This window comes from Methylobacterium sp. CM6257, from assembly GCF_054611515.1.
In genome coordinates this window covers 2,902,501-2,924,140 of sequence record NZ_CM137735.1, presented here as the reverse complement: position 1 = coordinate 2,924,140, position 21,640 = coordinate 2,902,501, and the positions used below count along the sequence as shown (strand labels likewise).

Genomic DNA, 21,640 nt, shown 5'->3' with positions numbered 1-21,640 from the left:
AGCCCCGAAGGCCCCTGCCCTCACGCGGTCAGCGGCACCTCCAGCCGGAAGCAGGCGCCCCGCTCCCGCGGCGGTGTCGTCAGGGTGCCGCCGAGCTGGCGCGTGAGGCTGCCGACCACCCGCATGCCGAGGCTCTTCGAGGCGCGCCCGATCTCGAAGCCCGCCGGTAGCCCGATCCCGTCATCGGCGACCTCGACCACGAGCCCGCCGGGGTGGCGCTCGGCCCGGACGCGGATCTCGCCGCCCGCCGGGTGGGTCTCGGGCGGATAGGCGTATTTCAGGGCGTTGGTGACGAGTTCGTTGACCAGGAGCCCGATCGGGATCGCCCGGTCGGCCGAGATCCGCTGCGGCACGGCCGTGCAGGCGAGCCGCTGGCCTGGCGCGCCGCTGGCGAGGTTGGCCACCAGCTTCTCCAGGAAGGGCGCGAGGTCGAGCTCGCCCGGCACCCCCTCCCCCTCGCCCGCCCCTTGGCCCTCGGCCTTGTCTCCGGCCTTGTCTCCTTGTCGCCAGAGCTGGTCGTGGACGCCCGCGATCGCCTCGACACGGCTGCGTGCGTCCGTCAGGGCCGCCTGCACGGCGGGCTCCTCGGCGGCGCGGGCCTGGAGGGCGAGCAGGCTCGCCACGATGGCGAGACTGTTCTTGACCCGGTGGCTCATCTCGCGGGCCAGCAGGTCCTGGCGGGCCAGCGCCGCGCGCAGCAGGCTCTCGGTGCGCTGGCGTTCGATGGCGCCGCCGAGCAGGTTGGCGAAACCCTGCATGAAGGCGATGTCGGCCTCCTCGAACATGCCCTCGCGGGTGTCGTCCACCTCAAGCACCCCGAAGGCGCCGTCCCGGTTCTCGATGAGCACGTTGATCGCCCGGCGGATGCCGTGATCGGCCATGAGCTGCGGCGTGCGGAACCGGGTCTCGTCGGCGAGGTGGTTCGAGATCACCGGGCGGCCGGTCTTGAGGGCGAAGCCCGCCGGGGAGGCGAGGTCGGCCCCGATCCGGGCCTGCCCGATCACGTCTGGGCCCCAGCCGACACCGGCCCGCACCAGCAGCGTGTCCTCGCCGCGCCGGTACTCCAGGGCCTTGCAGAACTCGGCGCCCATGCCTTTCGCGCACAGCTCCGCGGCCCGCTGCAGCAGGTGGTCGACATCGGTGCCGCGCAGGGCCTCGACGCCGAACTCGGACAGGATCGCCTGCTGGCGCAGGCGATAATCGAGATCGGGGGGCGCGGGCCCGCGGGCCGCCTCGGGGCTGGGTTCCACTTCGGTCTGGTCGGTATGCGCGGTCATGGAGGGCGGCAGACTAGCAGGAAGGCGCGTCCAGCGCGACGCGGGGCCGCCGGGGCGACCGCACCTGTCGTCGCACCCCTGCCCGCCCCCGGAGCCCCCGACCCTGTGCGGCGTTCGTCAGTCGAACCCGACGCGAGGAACCCACGCATGGCCGACGATGTGAACGGACTCTCCGACAAGGCGCTCTCGATCTTCGCCTTCGCGGCCTATCACCGGCTCGTCAGCGGCGAGACGGTCACCTCGGTGATCCGCCGGGACGGCGCCGGCCACGAGGCCGACCCCGAAGGCGTGAGGGAGCTGGAGGCGCGCGGCCTCGTCACCGCCGGCGAGACCGACATCGGCCTCGGTGACACCGCGCAGGCGGCGGTCGAGACGATGGTCGCGGCCCTGCGCCGGGAGGTCGGCCGCTGAGGCTGTCGCTTGGCCCGTCCGGCTGCCGCATCCCGGCCGTGTAGACCCGGGAACGCCCCTGCCCCGGGTCGCCTTTCCCCGCACCCGCGATGGAGGATCGGATGACCGCCAAGGCGAAGGTGAAGACCGGAGACGACGTCACCAACACATGGGACAAGGGTACCGTCTCGGGGGAGGTGACCAAGGTCCACACCCGGGACGTCCCGAAGACCATCAGGGCCAAGACCGTGAAGCGCGCGGCCTCGAAGGACGGGCCGGCTCTCGAGATCAAGACCGCCAAGGGTAAGACCGTCCTCACGTCGAACTCGGACGTCACGGTCAAGTCAGCATAACAGCGCAACCTGCGCGTGCTGTGAGCTTGCGCACATCGCCCCCCGCTCAAGGTCTCGCCGCGGGCGGGGTGGCGGCTATCTGGTACGGTTCCAGCCTTCACAAGCCGGGACCCCCCGCATGACCATTCCCCTCAGGCTCACCCTGAACGGGCAGCCGCGCGAGATCGCCCTCGACGATCCGCGGGTGACCCTCCTCGACCTCCTGCGCGAGCGCCTCGGCCTGACGGGCGCCAAGAAGGGCTGCGACCGCGGCCAGTGCGGCGCCTGCACGGTGCTGGTGGACGGGCGGCGGATCAATTCATGCCTGACGCTCGCCGCGAGCCTCAATGGAAGCGAGATCCTGACCATCGAGGGACTCGCCGAGGGCGACCGGCTCCACCCGGTCCAGGCGGCCTTCATCGCCCATGACGGTTTCCAGTGCGGCTTCTGCACGCCCGGACAGATCATGAGCGCCGTCGGCCTGATCCGCGAGGGCCAGGCCGGTACCGATCCCGAGCGCATCCGCGAGGGCATGAGCGGCAATCTCTGCCGCTGCGGCGCCTATGCGGGCATCCTGGAGGCCGTGCAGGAGGCTTCGCGCGACGCCGCCGGCCAGATGGAGCACCGGGAGGACGCCGCGTGAGGACCTTCGACTACCTCCGCCCGACAAGCGTGCCGGAGGCCATCGCGGCCGGGCAGCGTCCGGGCACCGCCTATCTCGCCGCCGGCACCAACTTGGTCGATCTCATGAAGGGCGGCGTCGCGACCCCGGAGCGGGTCGTCGACATCACCCGCCTGCCGGGCCTCTCGGCCATCGAGCGGCTGCCGGACGGCGCCACCCGGGTCGGCGCCCTGGTGCGCAACAGCGACCTCGCCCATGACCCGGCCTTCGCCGCGGCCTATCCGATGGTGGCCGAGGCCCTGCTGGCCGGCGCCTCGGCGCAGCTGCGCAATGCCGCCACGGTCGGCGGCAACCTGATGCAGCGCACCCGCTGCCCGTACTTCACCGACGCCGTCTCCCCCTGCAACAAGCGGGCGCCCGGGTCCGGCTGCGCGGCGCTGGGGCACGCCACCCGGATTCACGCGGTCCAGGGCTGGAGCGAGCACTGCATCGCCACGCACCCGTCCGATTTCTGCGTGCCGCTCGCCGCCCTCGACGCTGTGGTTGAGATCGCCGGGCCGGACGGCGCCCGGGAGGTGCCGCTCACCGCGTTCCACCTTCTGCCCGGCGACCACCCGGAGCGGGAGACGGACCTGCGTCCGGGCGAGCTGATCACCGCTCTGCGCCTGCCGCCCGAGGCGGCCGCGTTCCGAGGGAACGCCCGCTACCTCAAGGTCCGCGACCGGACCTCCTACGCCTTCGCGGTGGTCTCGGCCGCCGCCGCCCTCACGCTGGAGCCCGGCGGCACGATCAGCCGGGCGCGGCTCGCCTTCGGCGGGCTGGCGCTCAAGCCCTGGCGGGTGGAGGAGGCCGAGGCGGCACTCGCCGGCCAGGCACCCTCCCCCGGGTCCTATGCCAGGGCCGCCGACGCCGCGCTGGCCGGCGCCAAGCCCACCGGCGCGGCCAATGTCTTCAAGATCGAGCTCGCCCGGCGGGTGGCGGTTCGCGCGCTGACCCTGGCGGCCGCCGGGACGCCCGCCCGGATCCCGGCGCTCCCCGCCTCCCCGTTCGGCATCGTCTGAGGAGACCCGCATGACCGCGACCTCCACGCCTGCATCGAACCTCCCGGCCGGGGCCATCCGCCACGGCTCCAGCATCGGCCAGCCGCTGACCCGGCGCGACGGCCCCCTCAAGGTGACCGGACAGGCCCGCTTCTCCGCCGACAACCTGCCCCCCGGCACGCTCCACGCGGCGCTCTGCGTCGCCCGGATCGCCCGGGGCCGCGTCACCGGCCTGAACGTGGCCGCCGCCGAGGCGCATCCCGGCGTCGTCGCGGTGATGACCCCGGAGAACGCTCCGAAGCTCGCCAAGGACCCGGACGCCAAGGACGGCCCGTTCACGTTCCGCCTCGACCTCCTGCAGAACGACCGGGTCCGCTACGCCAACCAGCCCATCGCCGTGGTGATCGCCGAGACCCTGGAGGCCGCCACCGAGGGCGCCCGGCTGCTCGCCCCGACCTACGCGGCCGAGACGCCGCGGATCGGGCTCGACGCGGGCGAGGCTTTCACCCCGCCGTCCGTGGGCGTCGGCGCGCCTCCGGCCGAGAGCGACGGCGATGTCGAGGCCGGTCTCGCGGCCGCCTCGAGGACCATCGCCGCCACCTACGAGACGCCGGCCCAGTACCACAACGCCATGGAGCCCCACGCGGCGGTGGCGCGCTGGGACGGGGACCGGCTGACGCTGCACATGCCGACCCAGGCCCTCGCCATGTCGCAGGCGCGCCTCGCCGGCCTGTTCGGCATCAGCCCCGACGACATCCACATCGAGAGCCCCTATCTCGGCGGCGGCTTCGGCTCGAAGGGCGTGCCCGCGGGACCGCAGGTGCTCGCCTGCATGGCGGCCAAGCTCGTGGGACGGCCGGTCAAGCTCGTGCCGACCCGGACCCAGATGTACGGCCCGATGGGCCATCGCGGCCCGACCCGCCAGACCCTCCGGCTCGGCACCGACGCCGCCGGCAAGCTCACCGCCCTCGACCACCACATCCTCACCGCCTCGTCGAGCTTCGACGACTTCTTCGAGCCGGCGGGCCGGGCCACCAGCACCCTCTACGCGAGCCCGGCCATCGCCATCCGGCACGAGGCGGTGCGCCTCGATACCGGCACGCCGCTGTTCATGCGCGCGCCCGGCGAGGCCACCGGCAGCGTCGCCCTGGAGAGTGCTCTCGACGAGATGGCCCACGAACTCGGCATGGATCCGCTGGCGTTCCGGCTCGCCAACTACGCCGAGGTCGAGCCGATCACCGGAAAGCCGTTTTCCTCCAAGGCGCTTCGGGAATGCTACCGGCGCGGCGCCGAGGCCTTCGGCTGGGCCGGGCGCCCGCTCCAGCCCCGCCAGACGCGGGACAAGGACGGGTTCCTGGTCGGCACCGGCATGGGGACCGCCACCTTCCCGGCGCTGATCTTCGAGGGGATGGCCCGGGCCGAGATCCGCGCCGACGGCACCGGCACGGTGGAGCTCGGGGCCATCGACATGGGCCAGGGCTCGTGGACGGCGCTCGCCCAGATCGCCGCCGACGGGCTCGGGATCGGGCTCGATGCCCTCACCTTCCGGATGGGCTCCTCGGACCTGCCGAATGCCGGCATCGCGGGCGGCTCCGGCCACACCGCCACGGCGGGCAGCGCAATCCACGCGGCCGCCGCCGACGTGATCCGGCAGCTCTCGGAGCTGGCCACCAACGACCCCGCCTCGCCCCTCTACGGGGCGGGCAATGCCGGCGTGACCGCCGCGGACGGGCGGCTGGCCCGGCGCGACGATCCGGGCCGGAGCGAGTCCTTCACGGACATCCTCGAGCGGGCGGGCCGGCCGAGCATCGGGGGCCAGGGCAAGGCCGGTGCCGATCCGGCGGCGCAGGCCTCCTACGCCATGCACGCCCACGGCGCGGTCTTCGCCGAGGTGAAGGTCGATCCCGATCTCGGTCAGATCCGGGTGAGCCGCCTCGTCGGCGCCTTCGCGGCGGGCCGGGTGATCAATCCGCGACTGGTCCGGAGCCAGTATTACGGCGGGATGATCTGGGGCCTGTCCTTCGCCCTGCACGAGCGGGCCGAGATGGACCCGCGCACCGGCCGCTTCCTCAACGACAACCTCGCCGAGTACCACGTGCCGGTGAACGCCGACATTCCCGCGATGGAGGCGATCCTGGTCCACGAGGACGACGCGGTGGTGAACGCGCTGGGCGTCAAGGGCGTCGGCGAGATCGGCATCACCGGCACGGTGGGCGCCATCGCCAACGCGGTCTGGCACGCCACCGGCGTGCGGGTGCGCGACATGCCGATCACGCTGGACAAGCTGCTGGGCTGATCGGGGCCTGATGGCGTTCCGGGCGTGTCGCCGCGTCCGGAATTTTCCAGTATGGGGCATGCCACCAGCGGCCGTCGGCCGCCGCAGCACCGAGGAGACCGGCATGCCCCTCACCAGCGATATCGGCGGCGTCGTGCCGATCGCCCCGACGCCGTTTCATCCGGACGGCCGGATCGACGAGACGTCCCTCGACCGGATGACCGACTTCTTCGGCTCCGCGGGCGTCGATGGCCTGACGATCCTCGGCCAGCTCGGCGAGGCCGGCAAGCTCGACCACGCGGAGGGTCTCGCGGTGGCCCGACGGGTCCTCGGCCGTACGCGGCTCCCGGTGATCGTCGGCGTCACGGCTCCGGGTTTCGCGGCCATGCGGGCGCTCGCCCGGGAGGTGATGGAGCTGGGCGCGGCCGGCGTGATGATCGCGCCGCCCAATACGCTTCGCACCGACGATCAGGTCGTCGGCTACTACCGCAACGCCGTGGAGGCGATCGGGACGGACGTGCCCTTCGTCCTGCAGGATTACCCTCTCACCTTCTCGGTGCAGATGACGCCGGGCGTGATCCGCCGGATCGTCACCGAGAACCCCTCCTGCGTGATGCTCAAGCACGAGGACTGGCCGGGACTGGAGAAGATCTCGACGCTGCGCGGCTTCGAGGCGGACGGCTCGATGCGCCACATTTCCATCCTCGTGGGCAATGGCGGCCTGTTCCTCGATTTCGAGACCGAGCGCGGCGCCGACGGGGCCAATACCGGCTACGCCTTCCCGGAGATGCTGGTCGACGTGGTCCGCCTCGGCCGGGCCGGCGAGCGCGACGCCGCCCACGACCTGTTCGACGCCCACCTGCCCTATCTCCGCTACGAGCAGCAGCAGGGCCCGCTGGGGCTCGCCGTGCGCAAATACGTGTTCATGCGCCGGGGCATCTTCGCGTCCGACACGCAGCGGAAGCCCTCGCAGGCGCTGACCGCCACCGCGAAGGCCGAGGTCGAGTACCTTCTGGCGCGTCTCGCTCGCACCGACGCGCGGGCGCGGCTGGAGAATTAGAACGCCCCTGCCCCGGCCTGAAAGCCGGGGCCTCCGCAAAGCCTGCCGTGGCGGGAGGCGGGCATTTCCCGGCCTCGCGACCGGTGCGCGCGACGGCTCACTCGAGCCTGAAGGCGATGACCGAGTCGCCCGGCGTGGTCCCGAGCGAGCCGTGTCCGCCCGCCGCGATCACCACGTACTGCCGGCCGTCGTTGCCGCGATAGGTCATCGGGGTGGCCTGGCCGCCGGCCGGCAGCGCCATGGACCACAGGATATCCCCGGTCTGCATGTCGTAGCCGCGGATGCGGTCGTCGAGCGTGGCGGCCGTGAACGCGACGCCGCCGGCCGTGGTCAGGGTGCCGCCATGGGCGAGCATGCCCATCTCGAGCGGGATCGGGACCGCGACCCCGCCGATCTTCTGCCCCGCGACGGTGCCGCTGCGGTGCTTCCAGGCGGTGGTGCCGTCCGCCAGATTCACGCCGACGCGCACCCCCCAGGGCGGCGCATTGCAGGGGATGCCGAGGGCGGAGCGCATATGCGCGATGGAGACCGCGTAGGGGCCGCCGAGATTCTCGTTGCCCGGGCTGGTCTCGGGATCGGTGGTGACGAGGCGCCTGTCCGGCTCGTTCGCCGGGCGCGGAATCAGGCGGTAGATGTAGGGCAGGTATTGCGGGGTCGCGATCATCCAGTGCTGGACCGGATCGACGGCCACCGAGCCCCAGTTGAACACCCCGATATTGCCGGGCCAGATGATCGCGCCGCCCGATACCTGGGGCGGCGTGAACGGGTTGCCGTCGTAGCGGTTCGACCGGAAGGCGAGACGGCACTGGATCTGGTCGAAGGGCGTTACGCCCCACATGTCGGCCTCCGTCAGTGCCGCGGGCGCAAAGCTGAGCGAGGACATCGGCTGGACCGCAGAGGGCGCCTCCCCCGGGACGTCGGTCCGGGTCGAGACCGGCACCTGGGAGACCGGCAGGATCGGGGTGCCCGTGCGGCGATCGAGAACCCAGACGTTGCCGACCTTGGTGGGAATCAGGATCGCCGGCACCGTCCCGTCGCCGTGCGGCAGGGTCAGGAGGACCGGCTGGGACGGGTTATCGCGGTCCCACAGGTCGTGATACGTGGTCCGGAACGCCCAGGTCAGCTTCCCGGTCTCCAAGTCCAGCGCCGCCAGGGCGTCGATGAGGGCCTCGTCCGCCTTCGACCGGGACACGCCGACCTGATCGGGTGCCCGGTTGCCGAACGGTACGTAGACGAGCCCCAGCGCCTCGTCGGCCGAGAACTGCGTCCAGGCCACCGCCGAGTTGGGCTCGTAGAGCGCGCCGGGCTGCAGCGGCGCGGTCTCGTCGGGCTTGCCGGCGTCGAACTTCCAGACGATCGCGCCGGTGCGCACGTCGAAGGCGCGGATCACGCCCGAGGGGTTGTCCGCGTAGTAGTTGTCGGCGATCGCGCTGCCGAGAACGATGAGGTTCCGGGTCACCAGCGGCGCCGAGGTCTGCTGATAGGCGGCGCGCCTGAGGTTCGGCATCTGCGCTGTCAGATCGACGAACCCGTCCGTGCCGAAGGTCCTGCACAGGGCGCCAGTCTCGGCATTCAGCGCGTAGAGGCGCGCATCGACCGAGGACGCGATGATCCGGCGCGGGCATTCGGCGATGGCGGCCGCGATGGCGGCGGCCTTCGCCGGATCGGTCTCCGTCGGCGGCGCGTACTCGGCCGAGTCGTTGTAGGACACACCGCGGCAGGTCTGGTGCTGGTACTGGCTGTCCCGCGCCATCTTCGGGTCGAAGGCCCAGACCAGCTTGCCGGTCTCGGGCTCCAGGGCCTGCACGATGTTGTGCGGGGTGCAGAGATACAGGAGCCCGTTCACCTTGATCGGTGTGGCCTCGAAGGTGAATTCCTTCGAATCGGTCCGGCTGTCGCCGCGCAGGTCACCCGTATGGTGCTCCCAGGCCACCGTGAGGCCCCGGACATTGCCGGTGGTGATGTCCTTGAGCGCCGAGTAGCGCTGGCCGAGATTGGTGCCGCCGTAGGCGACCCAGTCATCGGCCGGATAGGGAACGCCGCTCGGATCGACGGCGGCGGGCCCCGCCCCCGCGACCTTCGGCAGACTGCCGCGCGTCTCGACCGGGTCGACGAACCAGGCCGCGGCGCTCAGGGCCGCGATGAGCAGGACGACGGCCCGGAGGGCGAGCGGGCCGTTCCTGGGGCCGGGTGCCCAGGGCCGTTCGGGCGCGTCGCGCAGGCGCCGCACGACGAAGGGCAGACAGAGCACAAGGCCGAGGAGAAGGATCAGGGCCCCGCGGGGGATCCATTGCCACTTGTCGAGCCCCACCTCGCCCACCGTCCAGACGAAGGCGGCCGCCAGCACCAGGGCGTAGATCCAGAGGCCGCTCTGGCGCCGCCGGGCCAGCTGGACGCCGGAGGCCAGCAATCCCGCGCCCATGGCGGCGTAGAACCAGGATCCCCCTGCGAGGGTCAGGTTCAGCCCGAAGGTCGCGAGGGCGAGGCCAAGCAGCGCGATCGACAGCGCTATCGTTCTGAGTGCCACGGCGGCCGTATCCGCTTCCTGAGCCAGTCGGTCACGACGGCGCCGCGGGGCCGGCCGGCTCCCGCGGCGGACGCCGCATGTCCGACCGCTTATCGCCGCCGAAGCTGTCCCAAGGCTGGACACCGGCGGCCCGGCCGGGGCGGGTGCGGTTGGATCGGCCTGCGCCGCCGCGGATGGAGCACGCCTCCCGACGCGCTGCCGCTCAGGCCCCCGCCCTGCCCTCCGGCCGCAGGGCGACCCTGTCGCCGTCGCGCAGGGAGGCCGGCGGCCCCACGACGACCCGCTCGCCGCCGTTCAGGCCGGCGCGCAGCTCCAGGACCGACCGGGTCTGGCGGAAGATCGTGACCGGGCGCATCCGCACCACGCCGCTCCCGTCCCCCGAGATCTCGACCACCGCCACCCGGGTCCCGTTCTGGTCGAAGATCAGGGCGTCGCTCGGCACCGTCACGGCCGGCGAGACCCGTGGGATCTCCAGCGTCAGGGTGATGTAGAGGCCGGCCCGCAGCGCGCCGTCCGGGTTGGGGATGTCGACCTGCGTCACCAGCGTGCGCGCGGCGGACAGCAGCGTCGTCGACGAGCGTGAGACCTTGCCGGGGAAGATCTTTCCGGGGATCTGCGCCACCTCGACCTTGGCGTCGTGCCCGTCGCGGACGCCGTCGGCGGCGTAGAGGGGCACGTTCACCGCCATGCGCAGCACGTCATCCCGCGCCAGCGTCAGGAGCGGCGGGCCGGTATTCGTGTCCGCCGTGACGGCGTCGCCGACATCGTTGTTGCGGGTCGTCACTACCCCGTCGAAGGGCGCGCGGATCTCCTCGAAGCCGGTCAGGACCTTGAGCCGGGCGACCTGCGCCTCCTGGGCCGCGATGTTGGCCTCGGCGACCTTCACGGCGGCCTTGGCGGCGTCGACATTGGCGGTCTGCGCCAGAACCCCGGCCTGCGACGTGTCGGCGTTCTGCCGGGTCTCGGCGCCGGTCCCGGCGAGGGTCGAGGTCCGCCGATTGGTCACGTCCGCGAGGTGACGGTTGGCCTCGGCCTGATCGACCATCGCCCGCGCCTGGATCAGCGCCGCCTGGAGCTGCAGCACCTGCGACTGCGCCTGGACGAGCTGCTGGTCGAGGTCGGGCGCGCTGATCCGGAACAGCAGGTCGCCCCGCTTCACGTGCGAGCCGATATCGACCTTGCGCTCGACGATATAGCCGGTCGCCCGCGGGTAGAGGCTCGCCGTGGCGAAGGCCTGGGCTGTGCCGGTCTGGGTCAGGCTCAGGGGACCGGCGGCTTGGACGGCCCGAGCGACCCGCACGCTCGGCGGCTTCGCGGCGGCGGCCGGCGGCGGGCTCGCCGCCCGGGACTGCTCCGGCCAGTGGCGGTACCCGAGGATCCCGGCGCCCGCCAGCGCCAGCAGGACGAGCCACAGGCGGCCGCTCGCCGCAGGGCCATGGGCCTCGCCCACAGCTGAACGATCCGCGTCCGCCATCCCCGCCCCCGAGTCGCGCGGCGCATCCACCGCCGCGTCGGCGTCCGCCGACCGGGATGCGTCCGGCCCTGTCCTCAATGCATAGACCACGCGCGGGCTCCGGGCGAGATGCCGCAGCGCGGCATACGGACCGGCGCCGGATCCTCCGTGCCGACGCCCGGTTACCCTGCGAAACCTCAGGGACCGATCCGAATGACCGAGATCTCCAGGCGCGCCGTCATCGCCGCCGGCGGCGCGATGGCGGCGTCCTCCGCGGCGGCGCAATCCGCTCTTCCTGCCGCGCCCCGCCCCGAGCGCGGCGGCAAGGGCGCCGACATCCTGGGGCCGCAGAATCATCCCCGGGCCGCCGAGGAGCCGTTCACCCTGGTCCCGCCCGCAACCGACCACGGCACGATGCCGAACCTGAAATGGTCCTTCGCCGACAGCCACATGCGGCTGGAGGAGGGCGGCTGGGCGCGCCAGACCACGATCCGCGAGCTGCCGGTCTCCAAGGCCATGGCCGGGGTCAACATGCGGCTCAAGGCCGGCGTGGTCCGCGAGATGCACTGGCACAAGGAGGCCGAGTGGGCCTACATGATCAAGGGCAAGGCCCGGATCACCGCCATCGACCAGGACGGGCGCACCTTCGCGGACGATGTCGGCGTGGGCGACCTCTGGTACTTCCCGGGCGGCATCCCGCACTCGATCCAGGGGCTCGCGGCCGACGGGGTCGACGGCTGCGAGTTCCTGCTGGTGTTCGACGACGGCGGCTTCTCGGAGGATTCCACCTTCCTGCTGACCGACTGGTTGGCGCACACGCCCAAGGACGTGCTCGCCAAGAATTTCGGCCTGCCCGAGAGCGCCTTCGCCAACATCCCCGAGAAGGAGCTCTACATCTTTCCCGGCCCCAAGCCCGGCCCGCTCGCGGCCGACAAGATGGGGGGCTCCGGCCCGGTCCCGCGGACCTTCAGCCACCGGATGCTGGCGCAGGAGCCGATCCGCACCAAGGGTGGCAGCGTGCGCATCACCGATTCCACGGTGTTCCCGGCCTCGGTGACGATCGCCGCGGCGCTGGTCGAGGTCGAGCCCGGGGGCCTGCGCGAGCTGCACTGGCACCCGAACGGCGACGAGTGGCAGTACTATCTCTCGGGCAAGGGCCGGATGACGGTGTTCGGTTCGGAATCGAAGGCCCGCACCTTCGACTACCAGGCCGGCGACGTGGGCTACGTGCCCTTCGCCATGGGCCACTACATCGAGAACACCGGCGACACGACGCTGACCTTCCTGGAGATGTTCAGGAGCCCGCGCTACGCCGACATCTCGCTGACGCAGTGGCTGGCGCTGACTCCACATCCCTTGGTGCAGGCCCATACGGGCATGGATCCCAAGCTCGTCGAAGCCCTGCCGGAGGTGAAAGCGCCGGTCGTGCCGGGTTGACGCGCCCCGGAACCTGAAGGGGGCGAGCGGCGTCGAATCTGCTATACGTCCCGCACAGTGATGGAGGGATCCATGCGCGCCGCGTCCCGCGCGCTCCTCGCCCTGGCGCTCGCTCTTCCGGCGGGCTCCGCCTGGGCTCAGGTGCAGCAGAACGACCCGAACGCGGCCAACGCCTCGTTCGCCCTGCAGAGCCAGATCCGGACCCTCAACCAGCAGCGGGTCACGGACTTCAACACGCTGAACCAGACGATCCAGCGCAACGTCCAGTATGAGCCCTTGGGCCCTTACCTGCCCTATCGAGGTGTCTATGTGGGCCGTCATATCGGCCGCCACGGGGTCGTGCGGCGCGGCGGCGGCGTCAACACGCGCATATGTATCGGCTGCTGAGCGGCCCGAATTTCCGAGCAGAGCGGGGAAAGCCCGAAAAAAACCTTTTCCCGCCGGCACGCTTCGCCCAGAAGCTGGGCCCATGGTGGCGTGCGCATGAATATTCTGCTGATCGGCTCCGGCGGCCGCGAGCACGCTCTGGCCTGGCGGCTGGCCCAGAGCCCGCTCTGCACCCGCCTGTTCACGGCGCCCGGTAATCCCGGCACCGCCCGCCACGGGACCAACCGGCCGGACCTCAAGGTCACCGACCACGCCGCGGTGGCGGCCTTCTGCGCGGCGGAATCGATCGGCCTCGTGGTGGTCGGCCCCGAGGCGCCCCTGGTCGCCGGGCTCGTGGACGACCTGAAGGCGGCCGGGATCCGCGCCTTCGGGCCGACCCGCGATGCGGCCCGGCTCGAGGGGTCCAAGGGCTTTACCAAGGATCTCTGCGCCGCCTGCGGCATTCCGACCGCCGCCTTCGCGCGCTTCACGGCGCTGGAGCCGGCGCTGGCCTATGTCCGCCAGCAGGGCGCCCCGATCGTCGTGAAAGCCGACGGGCTCGCCGCCGGCAAGGGCGTCACCGTGGCCGAGACCCTGGACCAGGCCGAGGACGCGCTCACCGCCCTGTTCGCCGAGCCCGGCGCCGAGGTCGTGGTCGAGGAGTGCCTGTTCGGCGAGGAGGCGAGTTTTTTCGCGTTGTGCGACGGGACGCGGGCGATTCCCCTCGGCACCGCGCAGGACCACAAGCGCGTGTTCGACGGCGACCGCGGCCCCAATACCGGCGGCATGGGCGCCTATTCCCCGGCCCGGGTCGTAACCCCGGAGATCGAGGCCCGGGTCATGGCCGAGATCATCGCCCCGACGCTCGCCGGCATGCGGGCCCGCGGCTGCCCCTTCACCGGCATCCTCTATGCCGGCCTGATGCTCACCGCCGACGGCCCCAAGCTCATCGAGTACAACACCCGCTTCGGTGACCCCGAGGCGCAGGTGCTGATGCCGCGCCTCGCCTCCGACCTCGTGCCGGCCCTGCTCTCGGCCTGCGAGGGTGACCTCTCCGGGCTGAGCCTGGAATTCGACACCCACCGGGCGGCGCTCACCGTGGTGATGGCGGCGGCCGGCTATCCGGGCGCGGTGGTGCGGGGCTCGGTGATCCGGGGCGTCGACGAGGCCGAGGGCGACGGCGTGTTCGTCTTCCAGGCCGGGACCCGCGCCGAGGGCGCGCAGCTCCTGGCCGATGGCGGCCGTGTCCTGGCGGTCACGGCCTTGGGCGACAGTGTCACGGACGCCAAGGCCCGCGCCTACGCGGCGGTGGCCCGCATCGACTGGCCGGAGGGCTTTTGCCGCCGCGATATCGGCTACCGGGCGGTGGCCCGGGAGGCGGGCGGACAGGGCTGAGCCTCGGGTTTCGGACGGTCCGAGACCCGGTCCTTCCCGGGGCGCTGACCCGTGACGGATGACGCACGCCGCGCAGCGGCACAGGGCAGAGACGGCTCCGCCCGGCACCCTACTCCCCAACCGCGGCGCCGGCCGGCCGGCGGTTGTCGTTGGCGCCGTAGAGCAGGCCCGGACGCATCCGCTCCGTGCGCGAGGCATCGTTGCCGGAGGACGCGGTCTCCGGGGCATCCGGCGCGGCGGCGCGCACCGCGATGAGCTCCTGGGCGCCCCAGGGCTTCTGCTCGACGATCGTGTGGCCCATGCCCCGCAGGATCGCCTGTGTATCCGCCGAGAGCGCGAAGGGCTCGGCGTAGACCGCGTCGGGCAGCCACTGGTGGTGGATGCGCGGGGCGTCCACCGCCTCCTGCGGCTCCATGCCGAAATCCAGCATGTTGATGAGCGTCTGCGCGTTGATCGTGATGATCCGCGAGCCCCCCGGCGAGCCCGCCACCAGCGCCACCTTGCCGTCGCGCAGCAGGATCGTGGGCGCCATGGACGAGAGCGGGCGCTTGCCGGGCTCAATCGCGTTCTTCGTCCCCTGCACGAGCCCGAACAGGTTCGGCACCCCGGTCTTGACCGTGAAGTCGTCCATCTCGTCGTTCAGGAAGAAGCCCGTATCGGCGGCGATCACTCCGGCGCCGAAATAGCCGTTGATCGTGTAGGTCAGCGAGACCGCGTTGCCGGCCCGGTCCATCACGGAGATGTGGGTGGTCTCGGCCCGCTCCCGCGTCTCCAGGTCGGAATCCGGACGGATCTCTGCCGACGGGGTCGCCCGGTCGGGCCGGATCGAGGCCCGGAGCGTCTCCGCGTAGGCCGGCGACAGCAGCCGGTCGACCGGGTTCGCCACGAAGGCCGGGTCGCCGAGCAGCAGGTTGCGGTCGGCGTAGGCGCGCCGCATGGCCTCGACCATCAGGTGCACGCTCCGGGCGGAGTTGAATCCCGCCGTCCGCAGGTCGTAGCCGTCGAGGATCCCGAGGATCTCGCAGAGCGTCGTGCCGCCAGACGAGGGCGGGGGTGCCGACAGGATCGTGGCGCCCCGGTAGCGGCAGGTGAGCGGCTCCGACTCGGCCACCGTGTAGGCGGCGAAGTCGGCTGCCGTCAGCAGGCCGCCGCCCGCGCGCGACGCCGCCTCCACCGCCTGCGGAATCGCGCCCTTGTAGAACGCGTCCGAGCCGTGATCGGCGATGGCTTGGAGGGTGCGAGCGAGGTCGGCTTGGACGAGCCGGTCCCCGGGCCGCCAGGGGCTGCCGTCCGGGCGCAGGAAGATCCGGGCGACGTTCGCCTGCCCGGCGAACAGCTTCGTGCCGGATTCGAGGATGTCGGTGTCGCCCCGGGTCAGCACGAACCCGTCCCGGGCGAGGGCGATCGCCGGCGCCATCACTCGGGCCAGCGGCAGCGTGCCGTAGGCGGCGAGCGCGGTGTTGAGGCCGAGCACCGTGCCTGGCACACCCGCCGCCTTCCAGCCGTGCAGGCTGGCGCCCTTCACGACGTTGCCGGCGGCGTCGAGATACATGTTCCGGGTGGCGGCCGCCGGGGCCTTTTCGCGGAAATTCACGAAGCGGCTGCGCCCATCGGCGGCGTGGAGCACCAGGAAGCCGCCGCCGCCGAGATTGCCGCAGCACGGGTTCACCACTGCCTCGGCGTAGGCCACCGCCACTGCGGCGTCGACGGCGTTGCCGCCGGCCTTGAGGATATCGGCGCCCGCCTGCGAGGCGAGGCGCTGGGACGAGACCACCATCCCGTTCTCGGCCTCCACGGCCGGCCCCGAGGCGGCCCGGGCCGCGGGGCCTCCCAGAGCGAGCAGGGTTGCCAGGAGCAGCGCGCGTACCGGTGCGATCATCCCTACCCTCTCCGGTGCGGGGCCCGCGCCATGGCCGGCGCTGGCCGCCATATAGGGCGGGCCGAAACGCTTCTCGCTCCTTCACACCCCCCACCGCATCCTGAGGCGCCGGAGCGTAGCGAAGGCCTCGAAGGAGGGCTCCTTCGAGGCAGCTTCCGCCGCACCTCAGGATGCGGTGGCGGATGGGAGACGCCGGTCAAGCCGTCAGGGACCGCCTCAGCCGTTGCGGAACGTGTAGCTGTAGCCGTTCAGGGCCGGGGCGCCGCCGAGATGGGCGTAGAGCACCTTCGAGCCCTTCGGGAAGAAGCCCTTCTTCACGAGGTCGATCATGCCCTGCATCGATTTCCCCTCGTAGACCGGGTCGGTGATCATCCCCTCGAGCCGGGCCGAGAGGCGGATCGCCTCCACGGTCTCCTTCGAGGGCACGCCGTAGACCGGGTAGGCGTAGTCCTCGTTGAGCACCACGTCGTCGGCCACGATGTCGCCCGCGCCGACCAGCGCGGCGGTGTTCTGGGCGATGTCGAGGACCTGGGCCTTGGTCTGGGCCGGGGTGCAGGAGGCGTCGATGCCGATGACGTTGCGGGCGCGCCCGTCGGCGGAGAAGCCCACCAGCATGCCGGCATGGGTCGAGCCCGTCACCGTGCAGACCACCACGTAGTCGAAGCGCAGGCCCATCTCGGCCTCCTGCTTGCGGACTTCCTCCGCGAAACCGACATAGCCGAGCCCGCCATACTTGTGCACCGAGGCACCGGCCGGGATCGCGTAGGGCTTGCCGCCCTCGGCCTCGACCTCGGCGAGCGCCCGCTTCCAGCTGTCGCGGATGCCGATGTCGAACCCGTCATCGACGAGCTGCGTCTCGGCCCCCATGATCCGCGACAGCAGGATGTTGCCGACCCGGTCGTAGACCGCGTCCTCGTGGGGCACCCAGGCCTCTTGGATCAGGCGGCACTTCATCCCGAGCTTGGCGGCGACCGCCGCGACCATGCGGGTGTGGTTCGACTGCACGCCGCCGATCGACACCAGCGTGTCGGCCCCGCTCCGGATCGCGTCCGGCACGATGTATTCGAGCTTGCGCAGCTTGTTGCCGCCGAAGGCGAGGCCGGAATTGCAGTCCTCGCGCTTGGCGTAGAGCTCCACCTCCCCGCCGAGATGGGCTGTGAGCCGCTTGAGCGGCTCGATTGGTGTCGGGCCGAAGGTCAGGGGGTAGCGCTCGAACTTGTCCAGCATCGGGTCTCTCCGGGGCTCGAGACGCGGCCGGGACGGGGCTCGTTCAGCCCGGACGCGTCGAGGCGAGGCCCCGAGGACGGTCGGCGGGAGAACTCGGCTCCGCCTTCGGGGCACAGGGAAAACTACCCGATCCGCGACGAAAGGTGCTCTCGAACTTCCGGCGCAAAAGGCCGGCAGCTTGCATTGCCAAGCCTACAGACCGCAGAGAATTCCGGATCTGTGATCAATCCTGAAAGGATCCTCCATGTCCGCAGGGCTCGACCGGATCGACCAGAAGATCCTGCGCCTGCTGCAGGCGGACGGGCGCATGGCCAATGCCGAGATCGCCGAGCGGGTCGGTACCAGCGCGGCCACCTGCCACCGCCGGATCCAGCGCCTGTTCACGGACGGATTCGTGCGCGCGGTGCGGGCGTTGATCGATCCGGTCCGGGTCGGCCGCGGCACCCTGGTCTTCGTCGGCGTCGTGCTCGACCGCTCGACGCCCGAGAGCTTTTCGGAGTTCGAGGCCGCCGTGCGGGCGATCCCCGTGCTTCTCGACTGTCACCTCGTGGCGGGCGACTTCGACTACATCCTGAAGATCCGGGTCTCCGACATGGCCGACTTCAACCGGCTTCACAGCGCCACGCTGATCGGCCTGCCGGGCGTGCGCCAGACGCGCACCTTCTTCGTGATGAAGGAGGTAATCGACAACGCACCCCTCGACCTGTGAGAGGGTCTAGTCCTCCCCGCGCCGCTGCCTGCGCAGCGCCTCCCAGCGCTCAAGGCGCTCGGCGAGGCGGGTCTCGTAGCCGCGCTCCGTGGGCTGGTAGAGGTGCTGGCGCCCGAGGGCGTCGGGCCAGTAATCCTGGCCCGAGAAGGCGTCGGGTTCGTCGTGGTCGTAGCGGTAGCCCTCGCCGTAGCCGATCCGCTTCATCAGCTTGGTCGGCGCGTTGAGGATGGTGCGCGGCGGCGGCAGGGAGCCCGCCTCCTTGGCGAGCCGGGTCGCGGCCTTGTAGGCGGTGTAGACCGCGTTCGATTTCGGCGCGCAGGCGAGGTAGACCGCCGCCTGGGCGAGTGCCAGTTCGCCTTCGGGGCTGCCGAGGAAGTCGAAGGCCTCCTTGGCGGCGTTGGCCACGACCAGCGCCTGCGGGTCGGCGAGCCCGATATCCTCCACCGCCATGCGCACCAGCCGCCGGGCGATGAACAGCCGGTCTTCGCCGGCGTCGAGCATCCGGCAGAGATAGTAGAGCGCCGCGTCCGGATCCGAGCCGCGCACGGTCTTATGTAGGGCCGAGATCAGGTTGTAGTGGCCCTCCTGCGCCTTGTCGTAGATCGGTGCCCGCCGCTGCACGATCTGCTGCAGGGCCTCGGCGTCGAGGGTCTCGCCCGGTTGCGCCGAGCGCCAGACCTCCTCCGCGAGGGTCAGGGCCGCGCGGCCGTCGCCGTCAGCCATGCGGACCAGCACGCCCCGCGCCTCCTCGGTGAGCGGCAGGGCTTGGCCCGTCAGCGCCTCGGCCCGGACCAGCAGCCGCGCGATGGCGCCCGGATCGAGGGCCCGGAACAGCAGCACCCGGGCGCGGGACAGGAGCGCGGCGTTCAGCTCGAACGAGGGGTTCTCGGTGGTGGCGCCCACCAGCGTGACGGTGCCGTCCTCCATCACCGGTAGGAAAGCGTCGAGCTGCGCCCGGTTGAACCGGTGGATCTCGTCGACGAACAGCAGGGTCCCCTGCCCGGTCGCCCGGCGCTTGCGCGCGGCCTCGAACACCTTGCGCAGATCGGGCACGCCGGAAAAGATCGCCGAGATCTGCTCGAAATGCAGATCGGTGCCCTGGGCGAGCAGCCGCGCCACCGTGGTCTTGCCGGTGCCGGGTGGTCCCCAGAAGATCAGCGAGCCGAGGCTGCGCCCCCGCAGCAGGCGGGTCAGCGCCCCGCCCTCCCCGGTCAGGTGCTCCTGGCCAACGACCTCGGCGAGGCTTTGCGGACGCAACCGGTCCGCGAGGGGGCGGGCGGCCTCGGCGCCGGGGGCGCGGCCGGGATCCGGCGCCGGTGTGGGCTCCGCGGAGGCGAACAGGTCGGACATCGGCGCATCAACACCGGGCGTGGGCGGCGGCGCAACCCGGGGGCCGGAGCTTGCCCACGGCGACGGACTTGGCGCCCCGGGGCGGGATCAACCCCCGAATACGGAGGTCAGGATCTCGCCGTTGCGGTTGATCGCAACCTCCCAGGAATTGAGGCTGTTGCGGGTGACCCGGTCGAGGTCCTTGGTGGTCGCCATCGGCACGCCGTTGACCGCCACGATCAGGTCGCCCTTCTGCAGCCCGACCCGGGCCGCGATGGAGTTCTCGTCCACCGCCTGCACGGCCACCCCGTCGGACGGGAAATCCACCTGCATCTCCTCGGCCACGGCCGGCGAGGTGTTGACCAGGGTCGCGCCCAGGAAGGGAGAGCGGGTCTTCACCTTGAGCACGTCCCGCGGGCGCGTCTCCGGAGCCGGGGCGAGCTTGACCGCGACCGTCTGCCGGGTCGTGCCGCGCAGGATCCCGAACCGGGCTTGGCCCTGGACGCCCTTGAGGGCGAAGCGGTACCCGAACGCCTCCGGGTCGGCCACCTCCTGGCCGTCGACCGTGAGAACCAGATCACCGCGCTTCAGGCCCGCCTCCTCCGCCGGGCTCTTGGGCTGCAGGCTCGCCACCAGCACGCCGGTCGGGTGATCGAGGCCCATGCTGTCGGCGATGTCGGGGGTCACGCTCTGGATGCGCGCTCCGAGCCAGGGTCGGCGCACCACGCTCGCTCCGTCGCGGGCGGCGTCGACCACCGCCTTGACCATGCCTACGGGGATCGCGAAGCCGATGCCGTGGCTGCCGCCCGACTGCGAGTAGATCGCAGTGTTGATGCCCACCAACTGGCCGCGCAGGTCCACCAGGGCGCCGCCCGAATTGCCCGGGTTGATCGCCGCGTCGGTCTGGATGAAGTATTGGTAGTCTGCCGAGCCGACCTGCGTCCGCGCCAGCGCCGACACGATGCCCTGTGTCACCGTCTGGCCGACGCCGAACGGGTTGCCAATCGCCATCACGAAGTCGCCGACCTCAAGGGCGTCGGCGTCGCCGAACGGCATCGGCACGAGGCCCTTCGGCGGCTCCTTGATCTTGAGCACCGCGAGGTCGGTGCGGGTATCACGCATCACGATGGCGGCCTCGAACTCGCGCCGGTCCGCCAGGGCGATCCGCACCTCGTTCATGTTGTCGATGACGTGATTGTTGGTGATGACGAGGCCGTCGGCATCGACCAGCACGCCCGAGCCCAGGGAGCGCTGCGCCCGGTCGCCCCGCGGCCCGCGGCCGCCCTCCGGCTCTCCGAAGAAGCGGCGCATGAACTCCTCCATGGCGCTGGTGCGGGCGCTGGAGCGCTTCTCGACGTGGGAGGCGTAGACGTTCACCACTGAGGGTGCGGCCCTCTTCACCACCGGGGCGAAGGACAGCTGCACATCGGCCTTGCTGAGGGGCACGGCCTTGGCCGTCCCCTCCTTCGGGGCCTCCGTGCGCGCCATCTGCGCCGAGGCGGGCCCGGTGGCCAGCAAGGCTGCGACGAGAGCAGGCAGGGTGAGGCGGGTCAGCATTCAGGGCTCCGGCGGCAGGGCGGGCGCGCCGTCCAGGCCGGGAAGGGGGAGGCGCGCCGTGCAGCCCTACGCTATCGGGGCTGATTGCGGCAGGCCCGCGACACCTTCGCCGCAGCCGGGTTATCGCGTGTCAGGCGGTCTCCTTGCGCCGTGCCCGGCGCCTCCCCGCGACCTGAGGGGCGGGTTCGAGCTCCGAGGCCGAGGCGACGGATTCCCGGCGCTGCTGCCCAAGGCCCAGTGAGCGGGCGAGCTGCGAGCGCTGCTCGGAATAGCTCTGGGCCGTCATCGGGTAGTCGGGGGCGAGGCCCCACTTGGCGCGGTAGGCCTCGGGGGTCAGACCACGCAGGGTGAGATGGCGGCGCAGGGTCTTGTAGGGCTTCCCATCCTCGAACGAGATCAGGAAATCAGGGGTCACGGAGCGCCGGATCTCCTGTGGGGTCGCCTTGGCGGGCGGCGCGCTCCGACCCACGGTATGGATTCCGCGGATCGCATCATGAACATCGTTGAGGAGCTTCGGCAGATCCGCGCTCTGCACGTGATTGTGGCTCACATAGGCCGAGACGATCTCGGAGGCGAGCGTGACGAAGCGGATGATGCCGCCGTTCGACTGAGCCATGTCTTATGCGTTGCCTTCTCGAGATGACGAAAATCGCCAGAACGCAAGCACTGCGTCGCGATTCGGCCGGCAGATACAATCGCATTTCCAAAATGGGTCAAGTCTTAAGCCAAAAATGGGCTTGTACATTCGCAGGTAACGTCAGAAGA

At 71.4% G+C, this 21,640-nt stretch carries 18 protein-coding genes; 10 read left to right on the top strand and 8 right to left on the bottom strand.

Annotation, left to right across the window (positions count from 1 at the left end; all coding sequences use genetic code 11):
• Nucleotides 1–20: 20 nt before the first annotated feature.
• Nucleotides 21–1,277, bottom strand: coding sequence for a sensor histidine kinase (locus ACYCO6_RS14330; RefSeq protein ID WP_459772409.1), 1,257 nt, complete (start codon nucleotides 1,275–1,277; stop codon nucleotides 21–23).
• A 147-nt stretch (nucleotides 1,278–1,424) separates the two neighbouring features.
• On the opposite strand from ACYCO6_RS14330, the gene ACYCO6_RS14325 reads away from it, so the two are divergent.
• From ACYCO6_RS14325 to ACYCO6_RS14300, 6 genes are all read left to right on the top strand, one after another.
• Nucleotides 1,425–1,688 (top strand): hypothetical protein, encoded by a 264-nt coding sequence (locus ACYCO6_RS14325; protein WP_459772408.1) that lies wholly within the window; start codon nucleotides 1,425–1,427, stop codon nucleotides 1,686–1,688.
• Between the two features lie 101 nt (nucleotides 1,689–1,789).
• On the top strand, nucleotides 1,790–2,020 hold the full coding sequence (locus ACYCO6_RS14320; RefSeq protein ID WP_459772407.1) for a hypervirulence associated TUDOR domain-containing protein: 231 nt from the start codon (nucleotides 1,790–1,792) through the stop codon (nucleotides 2,018–2,020).
• Nucleotides 2,021–2,138: 118 nt separating this feature from the next.
• Nucleotides 2,139–2,642: a (2Fe-2S)-binding protein gene (locus tag ACYCO6_RS14315; RefSeq protein ID WP_459772406.1), complete on the top strand. Its 504-nt coding sequence runs from the start codon at nucleotides 2,139–2,141 to the stop codon at nucleotides 2,640–2,642.
• Nucleotides 2,639–3,682, top strand: coding sequence for an FAD binding domain-containing protein (locus tag ACYCO6_RS14310; protein ID WP_459772405.1), 1,044 nt, complete (start codon nucleotides 2,639–2,641; stop codon nucleotides 3,680–3,682). Before ACYCO6_RS14315 ends, ACYCO6_RS14310 begins: the two co-directional genes overlap by 4 nt.
• A gap of 10 nt (nucleotides 3,683–3,692) precedes the next feature.
• Nucleotides 3,693–5,957, top strand: coding sequence for a xanthine dehydrogenase family protein molybdopterin-binding subunit (locus ACYCO6_RS14305; RefSeq protein WP_459772404.1), 2,265 nt, complete (start codon nucleotides 3,693–3,695; stop codon nucleotides 5,955–5,957).
• A gap of 103 nt (nucleotides 5,958–6,060) precedes the next feature.
• Nucleotides 6,061–6,996: a dihydrodipicolinate synthase family protein gene (locus tag ACYCO6_RS14300; protein WP_459772403.1), complete on the top strand. Its 936-nt coding sequence runs from the start codon at nucleotides 6,061–6,063 to the stop codon at nucleotides 6,994–6,996.
• A 97-nt stretch (nucleotides 6,997–7,093) separates the two neighbouring features.
• Here the strand turns inward: ACYCO6_RS14300 and ACYCO6_RS14295 are convergent, their stop codons facing one another.
• Both ACYCO6_RS14295 and ACYCO6_RS14290 read right to left on the bottom strand, forming a co-directional pair.
• Nucleotides 7,094–9,523: a membrane-bound PQQ-dependent dehydrogenase, glucose/quinate/shikimate family gene (locus tag ACYCO6_RS14295; protein ID WP_459772402.1), complete on the bottom strand. Its 2,430-nt coding sequence runs from the start codon at nucleotides 9,521–9,523 to the stop codon at nucleotides 7,094–7,096.
• A gap of 202 nt (nucleotides 9,524–9,725) precedes the next feature.
• Nucleotides 9,726–10,997 (bottom strand): efflux RND transporter periplasmic adaptor subunit, encoded by a 1,272-nt coding sequence (locus ACYCO6_RS14290; protein WP_459773568.1) that lies wholly within the window; start codon nucleotides 10,995–10,997, stop codon nucleotides 9,726–9,728.
• A 192-nt stretch (nucleotides 10,998–11,189) separates the two neighbouring features.
• Between ACYCO6_RS14290 and ACYCO6_RS14285 the strand changes: the two genes are divergently transcribed.
• The 3 genes from ACYCO6_RS14285 to purD all read left to right on the top strand — a co-directional run bounded on the left by ACYCO6_RS14285 (nucleotide 11,190) and on the right by purD (nucleotide 14,174).
• Nucleotides 11,190–12,413 carry an oxalate decarboxylase family bicupin gene (locus ACYCO6_RS14285; protein ID WP_459772401.1) on the top strand — a complete coding sequence of 408 codons (1,224 nt, stop codon included), beginning with the start codon at nucleotides 11,190–11,192 and terminating at the stop codon, nucleotides 12,411–12,413.
• Nucleotides 12,414–12,485: 72 nt separating this feature from the next.
• Nucleotides 12,486–12,800, top strand: coding sequence for a hypothetical protein (locus ACYCO6_RS14280; RefSeq protein WP_459772400.1), 315 nt, complete (start codon nucleotides 12,486–12,488; stop codon nucleotides 12,798–12,800).
• Between the two features lie 96 nt (nucleotides 12,801–12,896).
• Nucleotides 12,897–14,174 (top strand): phosphoribosylamine--glycine ligase, encoded by a 1,278-nt coding sequence (gene purD, locus ACYCO6_RS14275; protein ID WP_459772399.1) that lies wholly within the window; start codon nucleotides 12,897–12,899, stop codon nucleotides 14,172–14,174.
• 109 nt (nucleotides 14,175–14,283) lie between these two features.
• On the opposite strand, the gene ggt is transcribed toward purD, so the two are convergent.
• Together ggt and ACYCO6_RS14265 are read right to left on the bottom strand one after the other, a co-directional pair.
• A complete protein-coding gene (ggt, locus tag ACYCO6_RS14270) occupies nucleotides 14,284–16,053 on the bottom strand; it encodes a gamma-glutamyltransferase (protein ID WP_459772398.1) in 1,770 nt (589 codons plus the stop codon).
• A gap of 216 nt (nucleotides 16,054–16,269) precedes the next feature.
• Nucleotides 16,270–17,280 carry a 1-aminocyclopropane-1-carboxylate deaminase gene (locus ACYCO6_RS14265; RefSeq protein WP_459772397.1) on the bottom strand — a complete coding sequence of 337 codons (1,011 nt, stop codon included), beginning with the start codon at nucleotides 17,278–17,280 and terminating at the stop codon, nucleotides 16,270–16,272.
• Between the two features lie 244 nt (nucleotides 17,281–17,524).
• Here ACYCO6_RS14265 and ACYCO6_RS14260 point away from each other — a divergent pair, with 244 nt between their 5' ends.
• On the top strand, nucleotides 17,525–17,989 hold the full coding sequence (locus ACYCO6_RS14260) for an Lrp/AsnC family transcriptional regulator (RefSeq protein ID WP_459772396.1): 465 nt from the start codon (nucleotides 17,525–17,527) through the stop codon (nucleotides 17,987–17,989).
• Nucleotides 17,990–17,995: 6 nt separating this feature from the next.
• On the opposite strand, the gene ACYCO6_RS14255 is transcribed toward ACYCO6_RS14260, so the two are convergent.
• From ACYCO6_RS14255 to ACYCO6_RS14245, 3 genes are all read right to left on the bottom strand, one after another.
• On the bottom strand, nucleotides 17,996–19,339 hold the full coding sequence (locus ACYCO6_RS14255; protein ID WP_459772395.1) for a replication-associated recombination protein A: 1,344 nt from the start codon (nucleotides 19,337–19,339) through the stop codon (nucleotides 17,996–17,998).
• An 87-nt stretch (nucleotides 19,340–19,426) separates the two neighbouring features.
• Entirely contained in the window at nucleotides 19,427–20,875 is a 1,449-nt protein-coding gene (locus tag ACYCO6_RS14250; protein ID WP_459772394.1) for a Do family serine endopeptidase, read from the bottom strand.
• Between the two features lie 130 nt (nucleotides 20,876–21,005).
• Nucleotides 21,006–21,491 carry a Ros/MucR family transcriptional regulator gene (locus ACYCO6_RS14245; protein WP_459772393.1) on the bottom strand — a complete coding sequence of 162 codons (486 nt, stop codon included), beginning with the start codon at nucleotides 21,489–21,491 and terminating at the stop codon, nucleotides 21,006–21,008.
• Nucleotides 21,492–21,640 lie beyond the last annotated feature (149 nt).